Genomic DNA, 12,367 nt, shown 5'->3' with positions numbered 1-12,367 from the left:
ATGCCTTAATTAAGGATTAAAAAAGAATAAATTTTAAGGTTTTTTCTTCAGAAAAGTATCGAAAATATCGTTCACCAAAGTTTCATATTCGACATTTTTTAGCTGCTCTTTACTTTTGGCGTAGGCTTTCTTTAAATCGCTTTCAGATTGAGCATCGTCAATTATTTCCACAGACTTTATTCGTTTAATTTGAATTAAAAGTTCTGTCAGTTTTTCGAAATTAGTGTTGTCTTCGAGATTGATTTTGAGTGATTTCATAATTGAATTATAGTAAAAATCGCGCCGAAATTTAAAAAAATAATTACTGCAAATATTTCAAAATGAAAGAATCAATGTTCATGCGGAAAAACGCCGTTGCTTTCCAGTTGTGAACTTACAGTAAACTCGTCCGTTAATGTTGAATCTTCTTTTAGACACTGCAAAATAAATGCTTTGTTCGCAGGATTTTTGAAGGAAAGTAACTCGGTAAAATAAACCAGCTTTCTTCCAGTATAAATGGTGTCTGTTAAATAGACATTTTTAAATTCTTTTTGAAGTTTTTCGGAATAAATTCCCTTATACCAATTACTCAGGTAAAACATCGCCGGTATACGCTTTTCAGTGAAAGCCAACTGCTGAATTCTGCGGTTGAAAGGAATTGGATATCTTCTGTTTTTCAAAGCCGTAGAAAGTAAAAGCTCTGACGAGTTTTTGCTATAAATAGTCAGGCTGTCCAGTTTTTGTAAGGTTTTATCTTTTGCAAACTGTTCCGGTTTCAGTCTGTAATAATAGCTCCAGTAAATTTCGTCCGATGCATTTTCATAACCTACTAGACATCCGTTCATAATGTAAACAGAATCCTTTGTATTTACAAATTTTTGAAAAGTGCATTCTGCAAATTTGGGATTTCGTTCGATTAATGCAGTGGATGCATAAACTGCAACAACTTTATTTTTGTTATTGGTCAACTGCAAAAGTGCTTTCTCGGAAGCTTTTGATTTCAGTTTTAAAAATTCGGAATAAAAAGGCAATTCATCATCACCTTTAGGACGAACTTCTGTTTCATAAATATTGTTGTAGGAAATCGTTTTTACAATATCTTTCAGATGTTCAGGAACAGCAAATGTATCCAGAACAGGTTTTCCTTTTGGACCAAGCGTCACCACCAAATCTTCAGCAAACACCTGCTCATTTTTCTTTTCTTCTTTTTTGCATTGAAGAAAAACAAGCAAAAGGAAAGTTAAACTAAAAAGAATAATTCTTTTCATTAGAGTTCTGATTCTACACCGCAACTGGCGCCTTAATTCCCGGATGTGGGTCGTAATTTTCGAGTTCGAAATCCTCAAAATCAAAACTGAAAATATCCTTTACATTCGGATTGATTTTCATGATTGGAAGCGGTTTCGGGTCGCGTGATAACTGTTTTTTAACCTGCTCGAAATGGTTATTATAAATATGTACATCTCCGAAAGTATGAACGTAATCTCCAACTTCGAGGTCGCAAACCTGCGCAACCATCATCAACAACAAGGCATAACTCGCAATGTTGAAAGGCACTCCAAGAAATACATCCGCACTTCTTTGGTATAACTGCAGCGATAATTTTCCATGCGCAACATAAAACTGAAACAGTGCGTGACATGGCGCTAAAGCCATATTCGGTATTTCTGCGGCATTCCACGCAGAAACAATTAATCTTCGGGAATCCGGATTTTTCTTGATTTGTTCAATTACTTCAGCAAATTGGTCCACCACTTTATCATCGGCTCCTCTCCAACTCCTCCACTGTGCTCCGTAAACAGGACCCAAATCCCCATTTTCATCGGCCCATTCATTCCAAATAGAAACTCCGTTGTCTGTAAGATATTTAATATTCGTATCTCCTTTCAGAAACCACAGCAATTCATAAATAATCGACTTTAAATGCACTTTTTTCGTCGTAACCAAAGGGAAACCCTTGCTCAAATCGTAACGCAACTGATAGCCGAAAACGCTTCGTGTTCCGGTTCCGGTTCTGTCGGTTTTATCGGTTCCGTTGTCTAAAATATGCTGCAGTAAATCAAGGTAATTTTGCATGAAGGTCTCGGGTTATGTGTTTAGGGTTTAATGTTCTGAATGAAACCCTTTCAGTGTTTTGATTACTGAAAGGGTTGTCAAAATTACCAAATTTTTTGGATTTCTTGGTTTAAATTATTAAGTGAAAACGTATCATTTTCAGATTTTCCGTGCATTGCTTTGGCCAATGGACTTTCGGGAGAAACGATAAATATTTTTTGATTTTCGAAATTGATTTCTCCTAAAGAAACGGCAATAAAAAATTTTCCTTTTTCTGTTTGTACAAAACTTCCCAAACCAACAGTTTTGTGCACATTTTTCTGAATTGAATTTAGAATTTGTAGAGATTTCATATTTTCATTGAGCTGAATTTGCAGGTTGTTGATTTCCTGTTGCAACATTTCGCGGCTGGTTTCGTATTTGTCCCCCATCGAACTTTTAGTGTCGTTGTTGGATTCCCGGGTTTCGGCAATCAAGTTTTCCAGTATCTGAATTTTTTCGGAAACTTTTTGTTTTACGAGTTCTAAAATTTTTGATTTATCCATATCGGAATTTTGTAACCACAAAAGTCACAAAAGAATTTTTAATAATTAAAGATGGAACAGATAAAGTGCATCAATTTTACAAAAATGAAAATCTTTGATTTTCTAACTTTTGTGTTCCTTCTGATAACGTTTGTTTGCACTTAATCTTTTGTAGCTTTTGTGGTTTTAAATTTAGGCTAAAGCCACGCTGAATGTTTAAAAAGAAAACGGGCTAAAGCCCGTTCCTATTGATGTTTTTTTTACAGTCTATGCGTGACACTGCAAAGACATTTTTAAGTTTTTCTATTTCTCGAAAACAGCATATTCACCAACTTTCATTGAGAAACCTTTGTCCTGATTGAAATCTCTCTTCGCACCCGTGAAAACATTTTTAAAGTTTCCGGAAACCTGACTGTCGGTTATTTTAAAATTCACCGGAACTTTTGACATATTTAGAACGACCAAAACCTCATCTTTTCCGTTTTTACGAACGTAGGATAAAATTTTATCATTAGCCGAAGTGTTCAGAAGATATGTTGTTACAGCAGGATCTCCTCCACGTAAAGCTGGATTGTTAGATTTTAAATTCAGTAAAGTTTTGTAGAAATCTGCCAATTCGTAAGTTCCTGTCCACGGAATTGGGTCTTTTTCGAAAAATTCCAATCGTTTTGTTTTCATCGGCAATTCCTGTCCGGAATACATCAACGGAACGCCGTTCCATGTTGCAGAAAATACTGCTAAAGGTTTCGCCAAATCACCGTACTTTTCATATTCTGTTCCGTTCCAAGAGTTTTCATCGTGGTTGGAAGTAAACCAAGCTCTCATTGAGCTATCGCCAATTGCAGAATATTTGTGAAGCAAATCTTTCAAATCCTGAAGCGGAAGGTTTTTCTTGTTGTAATCTTCAGTTTTGTGCATCCAACTCCAAACATAACTTGCATCGAATACTTTTCCGTACTCCGGATTTTCAAGCTCATCAAATTCTCCTAACCAAAAAAGCGGTTTTACTTTTTCGACTTCCGGTCTTGCCTGCGCCCAAAAATCTACTTCAACCCAAGAAGCTAAATCGCAACGGAACCCATCGATATTGGTTTCGCGAACCCAAAATTTCATGGCATCAATCATTCCCTGTCGCATTGCAGGATTTTTGTAATCCAACTCTATAATATCATCCATTCCGGAAGCGATGTGGAATTTTCCGTCTGCATCGTGAATATACCAATCGGGATGCTGTACTGTCCAAACGTGATCCCAACCTGTGTGATTCGCAACCCAATCGATAATAACTTTAAAGCCAAGTTTGTGCGCTTCATCAACCATGTGTTTAAAATCTTCCATTGTTCCGAATTCCGGATTGATAGAAGTATAATCATGCGCTGCGTAAGGACTTCCCATTGTTCCCTTCTTCACTTTTTGTGAAATTGGAGTAATCGGCATAAACCATAAGGTTTTTACACCCATCGCTTTCAAACGCGGCATTTCTTTTTCGAACGCGCGGAAAGTTCCTTCCTCGGTGTATTGCCTTACGTTGACTTCATAAATATTGGTGTTGTGTTTCCATTCGGAAGGTAAATCCATAGTTTTTGAGTTTTTTTGAGTGGTGCAGGAAACGATACCCATACCTAAAATTGCTAAAAGAATTATTTTTTTCATTCTGAATGATTTTGCTCAAAAGTAATGATTTTAAATGATGAATTCAAGAAAAAAACGCAACAAAAAACCCTGAAAAAATTCAGGGTTTGTATTTATTTTAAACTTCTTCAGTGTCTTCTTCAAAGAAATCGTCGCCATATCCGTCTTCTTCATCATCATCAAAACTTTCATCATCTTCGTCCGCAAAACTTCCGGAACCGAAATCATCATCAAAATTATCAAAATCGTCATTCATTATTGGCATTGCAGATTTTCTTGAGCTTGAACCACCACTTTTTCCGGGTGCTTTCAACGGAACATTTCCGAAACGAAAAACGGTAATTGGATAGTTTACCGCAGGTTTTTCCTCCACAATTTCCACAACTTCACAGAAAAACTCCCACAAATCGAGCAAACCGTACTGAAACTGTACTTTATCACCAATTTGTTCGAATGCTTCATCCACATAAACATCAGACATAATTTCGCCATCGCCATCATCACTCATATCTTCCAAAGGAACCGATTTTACAATGGTACCGTCTTCTTCCAAAAGATTGAAAGCCGACAATTCCTCTCCCTGAAGACTGAATGCGCTTTTGATGCCTAAATGAAGATTCCACAGCGTTTGCTTTCCCTTGATTTCTATATCGCGGAAGATATCTTCTTTGGTATCCAAAATTACTCTTATCTTATAAACCATACTTCTGTAAACTGTGTTGATTTTTTCTAGATTTGATTTCCTTGCAAATATAAAACAATTGAAAAGTGACCAAAAAAAAATTTTCGTTTTTTTTCCTAAAAAGATTTTGTTACATTCCGCAAATGATCAGCTTGCTTTCTCCAGCAGAAAACTGAACGTGGTTCCCTCTAAATACTCACTTTTTACAGAAATATTTTCATGGTGCGCTTCCAGAATATGCTTTACAATTGCCAATCCTAAACCAGAGCCTCCTTCTCTTCTGTTTCGGCTGGTTTCCACACGGTAAAAACGCTCAAAAATTCTTGGTAAAACCTCAGGTTTAATCCCCATTCCGTTGTCTTCCACTTCAATAAGAACTTTGTTGCGAAGAATGGAAGTTTTAACGTTGATATTGGCTTCCTGTCTGTTTGCGTAATGAATGGCGTTGGAAACCAGATTTATTAAAACCTGAAGAATCTTTTGTTTATCAGCATTCACAAAAATTTGTGGTTGTGAGGTTTGAAAAATCAGGTTGGCATTGCGTTTTGCTGCTTCAAGGTCTAGCAAATCGAAAACTTCTTTTACCAACTGATTAATATCGAATCTGGAAAATTTAAGGTTGATTTCGCCGGCTTCGAAGCGGTTAATCATATCCAAATCGTTCACAATAGCGATGAGTCTTTCTACGGAAATCCCGATTCTTTCTAAATATTTGTCGCGGATGATTTCGTTTTCTGCAGCGCCGTCGCGAAGCGTTTCAACATAACCCTGAATGGAGAAAAGAGGTGTTTTGAGTTCGTGGGAAACGTTTCCGATGTATTCTTTCCGGTAATCTTCCATTTCTTTCATCATGTCGATTTCGGATTCTTTCTCAGCATTTAAACCGGAAATTTTTTCGCTGAATTCCTTAAAACTCAAGCTTTCTGAATCATGAAAAATACCTTCGGGAAGATTGTGCGACATTTTTCTAATCTGCCTTCTTCCATAGGTTCTGAACAAAAAATCGGTACCGAAAAAAGTAATGATGAAAATTAAGAGGGTACTGATTCCGAAAAGAATAGTTGTGTTGACATTATCATTATTGAACTGGTATTTGAAATAATCATAAGCCATCACAATTACTGCAATAGCGATGGTCATTAAAAGTGCGGAAAGTACTGAAAGTCTGTTGAACCTCATTCGGTAAAGTTACACAACTAATTTGTAACCGATGCCTTTTAAGGTTTGGATAGAATCGTCTCCCAATTTTTCGCGAAGTCTGCGGATATGGACATCAATGGTTCTTTCACCAACGATAACATCATTTCCCCAAACTTTTTCTAAAATTTCTTCCCTTTTGAAAACTTTTTCAGTATTGGATGCCAAAAGGTAAAGCAAATCGAATTCCTTTTTGGGAAGCAGAAAAACCTGCTTGTTTTTAGTAACGCGAAAGTTATCTCTGTCTATCACCAATTCTCCAATTTCAAGAGTTTGAGATTTGTCTTCGGAATTTGAAGTCAACTGCAAAAGTGCATTCACTTTAGAAATAAGAACTTTCGGTTTAATGACTTTTACGACGTAATCGTTGGCTCCTGCTTGATAACCGGCTAATTGAGAAAATTCCTCACTTCGTGCTGAAAGAAATACAATGAGTGTTTTCTGGAGTTCTTTTATTTTGCGCAGTTCCTGGCAGGTTTCGATACCGTCTTTTTCAGGCATCATTACATCCAGCAGAATTAAATCCGGAACGATGTCTATGGCTTTTTTAATACCATCGTTCCCATTATCGGCTGTAAAAACCTCGTATCCTTCTTTCTCGAGATTGTAGGAAAGTATTTCGAGAATATCCTGTTCATCATCTATTAAGAGAATTTTTTTCTGAGCCATCGTAACTTTTTATCCTTTCAAAATTAGCCAAAAAATCAGTACCGAAAACCATGGAAAGCAATCTTCATAAAAATTTAACATTGGCATTAATTCCGTAATATTTTCGTAAACAATATTTAAAATTAACGAAATCCAATTCTGGCTGCGGCTTTCTTTCTTTGCAGTATAAATAAATCTAGTAAAAAGAAGAAATGAAAATCAGCAAACTGAGTATTGCAGTTCTTTTCCTTACCGCTTCTACAGCAGCAGTTTACGGACAAACCGATACTGTGAAAAGCGAAAAGAAAATTGATGGTGTTATTCTACAGGGAACGAATAACAAAAAATCTGAAACTGCAATTTTAGGAGAAATGAAAAAGGCAGTAATCCAAAAACAGTCGATTGGTGCCGAAGAAATATCAAGAAAAGGAATTTCCAACGTAGAACAGGGACTTACCAAAGTTACAGGAATTACTACCGTAGAAGGAAAAGGACTTTTTGTAAGAGGATTGGAAGAAAGATACAATTACCTTTTAATCAACTCATTGGGTTCTCCATCCAATAACCCTTTCCAAAAAATTATTGCTTTAAAACAGTTTCCAACTGATGTTGTAGGAAAACTGAATATTTATAAGACCTTCAACTCCAATCTGTTTGCGGATTTTGCGGGTGCAACTTTCGATATTGAAACGGCTGCTTTCGAAAAACCTTTTACAAAGGTTGAATTCAGCGTTGGAGTAAATACGTTAAGTACTTTCAGAAATAATTTTAAAATTTCAGCCAACGCCAATACGGTTTCAGGATATTTTGGTTTGAATGCGAAAGACCGCGAACTTCCTGATCTGGTAAAAGATTATGCACCTTCAAACTATGAATTTACAGCTTCGGAATCCATTAATCAGTTTAAAGATTCCTGGAATGTAGATAATGTAAAATCGCTTCCGAATACAGGATTTGGTTTCACAACTGCGCAAAGAAAGAGAATTGGTGATAATACTTCTTTAGGATTTTTGCTTTCATTGAATCATTCGAGCCAGTATAACTATCGTGAAGGTGAAAAAAATCAGTTCATCAATACAGGAAACAATATTGAGCTGAACAATGATTTAATCAGAAAACAATACGAATACGACCTTGAATCTTCTGTCCTTTTGAATTTAGGTTTGAAAAACAAAGGAACTAACCTGAACCTTAACGCAATTTTCCTACAGAATTCTTCTAACCTTATTGAAGATTACAGAGGGTACAAGAACAGACAGATCCAGAACATTAATAACGGTTTCAGAACAAATCAGCAGGATATTTCGAGGTTTTTGGATTTGCAGCTTTTGGGCGCTCAAAAAATCGGAGAAAGACATCAGTTGAAAGCCGGAGCTTCTTACGTCATCAACAATTATCAACAACCTGACCGAAAAATTTTGGAAGGAAACCACGAAGACGCCAACGGAAATGTTCTTCCGGACGACCAACTGATGATTACTTACGGCGGAAACAATCTTATCCGACAATATCTAGATGTAAGCGGAAAATTTTACGCTTCCGGCTTTGCAGAATACAGCGTTTTTCTTGGAGACAAAGCCGATAGAAAGGATTATCCTTGGCAATTAGCGTTAGGTTATAACGGTTTTATTGATTTCAGAGAGAATTCTTACCGTTTTATCTATGGAAAAAGAAATCAGAACAATAATTCGCAGTACCTCATCAATATAGACCAACCGCAGGACGTTTTCAACAGCCATATCAATTCCGGATATCTCCATTTTCAGGAAGGTTCTGATGTGAAAAAATACCAAAGTAACCTTTACCAAATTGTAAACGGAGGTTACCTGAATTTGAATTTCAAACCTACAGATTCATGGGATATTTTGTTGGGTGGAAGAGTTGAAAATAACATGAACCTTTCGAGATATTGGGATTTAATTCAAGATGACGAAAAAAAGTACAACAACACCAGAAATCAAACATACATTTTACCGTCACTTTCTGTTAAAAAGGCGCTTAATCAAAAATCGAATATCAGGTTTTCTACCAGCAAAACCATTACAAGACCAATTTTGATTGAATATATGCCGATTGAATACATCAATCCGGACAATGAAACTTTGGTTGGAAACAGCAATCTTCAGAACAGTGAAAATTACAATGTGGATTTGAAGTACGAAATCTTCCCAACTTCAAAAGAAATGTTCTCGGTAAACCTGTTCGGAAAACTTATCGATAAAGCCATTGAAAGGTCTTTTGTAGCATCCGGAAACTCAAACGGACAAACAATTACTTTCTTCAATGCAGACCAGGCAAAACTGTATGGAATTGAACTGGAAGGAATCCTTAATCTTGGTAGAATTTCAGAAGGTTTGGACAGATGGACTTTAGGCGCCAATACAACTTTCATGTATTCTGACGTAAAAAGAAGCGAGAAGCAGAAAGAAGCTGAATCTACAGAACAGCAAACAATGAAAAGACAGCTTCAGGGCGCTTCTCCTTGGGTTGTGAACGCAGATTTGAAATACGAATTTAAAAACAGACAAAATCTTCCACATTCTGCAAGTTTAATCTACAATGTTTCAGGTTCTAAAATTTTCGGCGTTGGAACGAACGGAATCGATAATATTTATGAAAGACCTTTCCATCAGTTAGATTTCATCTACAACAGCCAATTAACCAAAAACTGGAATGTAAAACTGGGCGTCAAAAACATCCTGAACAGCGAGTATAAACTTGAAGTGGGCGACAACAGCACCGTTCCTGTTTCGGCATCAACATTAATTCATACCAACTTCTACAGAGGAACTAATTTCGACCTTACTGTAGGTTATACTTTCTAAAAAATTTAATAAAAAATAAATCATCAATAAAAAAATGAAAAAGAACATCTTAACCATCTTCGCACTGTCATTCATTACCCTTGCTTCGGTAACATCTTGTACCATTGAAGTAAGAGAAGACAACAATGGCGAAACACCAACTCAAACAACAGGTTCTACTTTAAGCGGAACCGGGACTTTAAGCGGAACGCTAAAAGGAGATTTGCTTGTAAAAAAAGGAAATTATTCGTTGGAAGGCGTTGTAAAAGTACCTTCAGGAGTAACTTTAACCATTGAGCCGGGTGCAGTTTTCACTGCGAAAACAAGTGTAGGTTCGAGTCTTGTCGTTTTGCAGGGCGGAAAAATTATGGCAGAAGGAACTGCTGCAGAACCCATTGTATTTACTTCAGACAATAAAACTCCCGGAGATTGGGGTGGCGTAACGTTGTACGGAAATGCACCAATTAAAGCGATTAACGGAGCAACCCAAGCTCTTTCTGAAGACGGAAACGCAGTATATTACGGAGGAAGCGATGCCAATTCGAATTCAGGGACAATGCGTTTTGTTCGTGTTGAATATGGCGGTAAAAAAATTGGCGACGGAACTTCTGAAACCAACTCTATGACTTTCTACGCAGTTGGTGCAGGAACAATTCTCGAAAACCTAGTTTCTTACAAAGGAACAGATGATGGTTATGAATTTTTCGGAGGAACGGTAAGTGCTAAAAACCTAGTTTCTTACGGAAATTACGATGATGCTTTCGACTGGCAAGATGCTTGGAGCGGACAAAACAACTCCAACTGGTTTGCGTACCAAACCGTTACTGGAAACTTCGGAATGGAGATTGAATCTTCTTCAAATGTTGATAATACAGCACCAAAAATCGATAAAATCACTTTAATAAGAGCTGCAGGAACAAATCCTGAAGTTGCAGGTTCTGCAGAAATTTCTGCAATTCAGTTCAAAAAACAGGGAACAGGAATTTTCAGCAATGTGTATATCGACGGTTATAAAAATACAGGCGGGAAATCTGCTTATTCAGTACTAATTCAGGATGCTGCAACAGAAACTTCTCAGTTGGTAACAGGAAAAATTAAAGTGACACCAATTTTTTCAACAACCAATAATGATAATTTTGGTATTTACGGTTATGCATATACTTCTGCAAATCCTTTAACGTATACCAACACTGCAACAGTTGGAAAAGTAACGCTGACAGCCGGAGCTTGGGCAACAGTAAACGGTGTAAATTTATTGGCACCGCTTAACTAATTCATATAGTTTTATTTTACAGAAAAGCCCTTCAAAAAAATTGAAGGGCTTTTCGTTTATTCCTCATCGTCTTCGTACTGCTCGAGATAATACGAAAACGTAAATTCTTCAACTTCGTCTTCCGCATCTTCCAATGTTGTGAGCAAATCCTCAAAATGTTCAAGTTGCTCTACACTCATATTCACAAATTCAATATGAAGCGGAAGTTCGACCGCCCCTGTAATGGAATCGTACAACGCATCCAAATTATCCCCAAAATATTCCGGAAGTGTTAGTTTTTCTTTCAATTGAGCATAGAAATCTTCATCATCTCCTATGTCTGTAAAATCGATATATACTGTTTTCATAAAATATAGATATTAGGTATTAGGTGGTAGGACTTAGTTAAACTATTATCTGAAAACTAATCCCTAATACCTAATTATTGTTTGTCAAAACTTTTGTAATGATTCTTTGTGAGCCAAACATCTCCGTTTTTGGTAAAGACAATTCGGTCAGCATTTCGGTTTCCGCAGTTGTAGTTGACGTCTGCTTCAAAATATTGGTCACCTTTCGGCAACGTTTTTTCTCTGTTACTGAATTTATCACCTCCAATTGCTCTTCCCGGCAAAACTTCGCACAAATTTCCGGCAGAAGCATTCCAGCCTTGGTTTCTTGCTTCCGATTTTGTGATGTAATAATCCGGAAGTTTGTGGTTGGCTTTTACGTAATCAATCACCTTTCGTTCCTCCGTTAATTCGTCAATATTTCCGGAAGTTGGAGAAGATGTTGATTCGTTTCGACTATTCGAAGAAATATTTTGATTCCGATTATTATTCGATGTTGAATTTTGCGAAACTTCGGTCTGATTTTTCTTTTCAATTTTATAATTGCTGAAAAGATACATCGCGAACATTCCCGCAATGGCTCCGAAGAAAAACAGCAACGCCAGTTTTATTTTTTGTGGACTCATACTTGTTTCTTTTTACTTTTCTCTTGGCTCTTTTCTAACTTCTCCATTCCTCCGGAATATCACACACCGGAATCGGGTTTATTTTATGTTGTGCTGCTTTGTTCATGCGTGCAAAAATTTTGTACACTTCCAAATCTCTTCCGCTGTAGTCTGCTTCAGTTTTGGTTCCCCACTCTTTCTGAATTTTTTCGAGTTCAGGATAAGTTGCGCCAATTTGCTGTTCATCGGTTCTGTCTACATCCCAAAGTCCGTCGGTTGGAATTGCATTTTTGATGGATTCCGGCAAATCCAAAGAACGCGCCAGTTCATAAACTTCAGTTTTATAAAGGTCTGCTATTGGCGAAACATCTACTCCGCCATCACCATATTTTGTGTAGAAACCAATTCCGAAATCCTCTACTTTATTTCCGGTCCCACATACCAAAAGTCCATTAATTTGTCCATAATAATACAGCGTAAGCATTCTTAAACGGCTTCTTGTATTGGCAAAAGCGAGTTTTTCTGCCGGAAATTTATCATCCTGAACATCAAAAGTTTTGTATAAAGCTTCGAAAGGCTCGTTCAAATCAACACTTTTTGTTTTCACGTTCGGGAATTTTGCAGCGAGAAAATCCAAATGCT

General features: G+C 36.9%; 13 protein-coding genes. 2 read left to right on the top strand and 11 right to left on the bottom strand.

The features are described 5' to 3' along the window. Window positions 1–33: 33 nt before the first annotated feature. The 8 genes from Q0252_RS09570 to Q0252_RS09535 all read right to left on the bottom strand — a co-directional run bounded on the left by Q0252_RS09570 (window position 34) and on the right by Q0252_RS09535 (window position 6,738). Complete coding sequence (locus Q0252_RS09570; protein ID WP_297985670.1) at window positions 34–258, bottom strand: hypothetical protein; 225 nt, start codon at window positions 256–258, stop codon at window positions 34–36. Window positions 259–329: 71 nt separating this feature from the next. Next, window positions 330–1,247 carry a hypothetical protein gene (locus Q0252_RS09565; RefSeq protein WP_297985668.1) on the bottom strand — a complete coding sequence of 306 codons (918 nt, stop codon included), beginning with the start codon at window positions 1,245–1,247 and terminating at the stop codon, window positions 330–332. Window positions 1,248–1,260: 13 nt separating this feature from the next. Beyond that, on the bottom strand, window positions 1,261–2,055 hold the full coding sequence (locus Q0252_RS09560) for a thymidylate synthase (RefSeq protein ID WP_297985665.1): 795 nt from the start codon (window positions 2,053–2,055) through the stop codon (window positions 1,261–1,263). An 83-nt stretch (window positions 2,056–2,138) separates the two neighbouring features. Then, window positions 2,139–2,579 (bottom strand): hypothetical protein, encoded by a 441-nt coding sequence (locus Q0252_RS09555; protein WP_297985663.1) that lies wholly within the window; start codon window positions 2,577–2,579, stop codon window positions 2,139–2,141. 282 nt (window positions 2,580–2,861) lie between these two features. Then, a complete protein-coding gene (locus Q0252_RS09550) occupies window positions 2,862–4,211 on the bottom strand; it encodes an alpha-amylase family glycosyl hydrolase (protein ID WP_297985661.1) in 1,350 nt (449 codons plus the stop codon). 97 nt (window positions 4,212–4,308) lie between these two features. Continuing rightward, window positions 4,309–4,893, bottom strand: coding sequence for a hypothetical protein (locus Q0252_RS09545; protein ID WP_297985659.1), 585 nt, complete (start codon window positions 4,891–4,893; stop codon window positions 4,309–4,311). A 126-nt stretch (window positions 4,894–5,019) separates the two neighbouring features. Next, window positions 5,020–6,051: an ATP-binding protein gene (locus tag Q0252_RS09540; RefSeq protein ID WP_297985657.1), complete on the bottom strand. Its 1,032-nt coding sequence runs from the start codon at window positions 6,049–6,051 to the stop codon at window positions 5,020–5,022. 9 nt (window positions 6,052–6,060) lie between these two features. Beyond that, complete coding sequence (locus Q0252_RS09535; protein ID WP_297985656.1) at window positions 6,061–6,738, bottom strand: response regulator transcription factor; 678 nt, start codon at window positions 6,736–6,738, stop codon at window positions 6,061–6,063. A 191-nt stretch (window positions 6,739–6,929) separates the two neighbouring features. Between Q0252_RS09535 and Q0252_RS09530 the strand changes: the two genes are divergently transcribed. Further along, on the top strand, window positions 6,930–9,542 hold the full coding sequence (locus tag Q0252_RS09530; RefSeq protein WP_297985655.1) for a TonB-dependent receptor: 2,613 nt from the start codon (window positions 6,930–6,932) through the stop codon (window positions 9,540–9,542). A gap of 34 nt (window positions 9,543–9,576) precedes the next feature. Beyond that, window positions 9,577–10,794 (top strand): hypothetical protein, encoded by a 1,218-nt coding sequence (locus tag Q0252_RS09525; protein ID WP_297985653.1) that lies wholly within the window; start codon window positions 9,577–9,579, stop codon window positions 10,792–10,794. A 56-nt stretch (window positions 10,795–10,850) separates the two neighbouring features. Here Q0252_RS09525 and Q0252_RS09520 read toward each other — a convergent pair whose 3' ends face one another. The 3 genes from Q0252_RS09520 to nadE form a co-directional block, all read right to left on the bottom strand. Then, window positions 10,851–11,141 (bottom strand): barstar family protein, encoded by a 291-nt coding sequence (locus Q0252_RS09520; RefSeq protein ID WP_297985651.1) that lies wholly within the window; start codon window positions 11,139–11,141, stop codon window positions 10,851–10,853. Between the two features lie 74 nt (window positions 11,142–11,215). After that, on the bottom strand, window positions 11,216–11,746 hold the full coding sequence (locus Q0252_RS09515; RefSeq protein WP_297985648.1) for a ribonuclease domain-containing protein: 531 nt from the start codon (window positions 11,744–11,746) through the stop codon (window positions 11,216–11,218). Window positions 11,747–11,780: 34 nt separating this feature from the next. Further along, the coding region (gene nadE, locus Q0252_RS09510; protein WP_297985646.1) for an NAD(+) synthase at window positions 11,781–12,367 on the bottom strand (587 nt) is incomplete at its 5' end.

The organism is uncultured Chryseobacterium sp. (assembly GCF_936933875.1).
In the GTDB taxonomy this organism is placed as follows: domain Bacteria; phylum Bacteroidota; class Bacteroidia; order Flavobacteriales; family Weeksellaceae; genus CAKZIK01.
Note: the sequence above shows the minus strand (reverse complement) of the source record. Positions and strands in the feature narration are given on the sequence as shown.

Coding starts and splice junctions, on each gene's coding strand:
- Q0252_RS09525 (WP_297985653.1), top strand. CDS start 9,577: ATGAAAAAGAACATCTTAACCATCTTCGCACTGTCATTCATTACCCTT.
- Q0252_RS09570 (WP_297985670.1), bottom strand. CDS start 258: ATGAAATCACTCAAAATCAATCTCGAAGACAACACTAATTTCGAAAAA.
- Q0252_RS09560 (WP_297985665.1), bottom strand. CDS start 2,055: ATGCAAAATTACCTTGATTTACTGCAGCATATTTTAGACAACGGAACC.
- Q0252_RS09540 (WP_297985657.1), bottom strand. CDS start 6,051: ATGAGGTTCAACAGACTTTCAGTACTTTCCGCACTTTTAATGACCATC.
- Q0252_RS09515 (WP_297985648.1), bottom strand. CDS start 11,746: ATGAGTCCACAAAAAATAAAACTGGCGTTGCTGTTTTTCTTCGGAGCC.
- Q0252_RS09520 (WP_297985651.1), bottom strand. CDS start 11,141: ATGAAAACAGTATATATCGATTTTACAGACATAGGAGATGATGAAGAT.
- Q0252_RS09565 (WP_297985668.1), bottom strand. CDS start 1,247: ATGAAAAGAATTATTCTTTTTAGTTTAACTTTCCTTTTGCTTGTTTTT.
- Q0252_RS09555 (WP_297985663.1), bottom strand. CDS start 2,579: ATGGATAAATCAAAAATTTTAGAACTCGTAAAACAAAAAGTTTCCGAA.
- Q0252_RS09550 (WP_297985661.1), bottom strand. CDS start 4,211: ATGAAAAAAATAATTCTTTTAGCAATTTTAGGTATGGGTATCGTTTCC.
- Q0252_RS09545 (WP_297985659.1), bottom strand. CDS start 4,893: ATGGTTTATAAGATAAGAGTAATTTTGGATACCAAAGAAGATATCTTC.
- Q0252_RS09530 (WP_297985655.1), top strand. CDS start 6,930: ATGAAAATCAGCAAACTGAGTATTGCAGTTCTTTTCCTTACCGCTTCT.
- Q0252_RS09535 (WP_297985656.1), bottom strand. CDS start 6,738: ATGGCTCAGAAAAAAATTCTCTTAATAGATGATGAACAGGATATTCTC.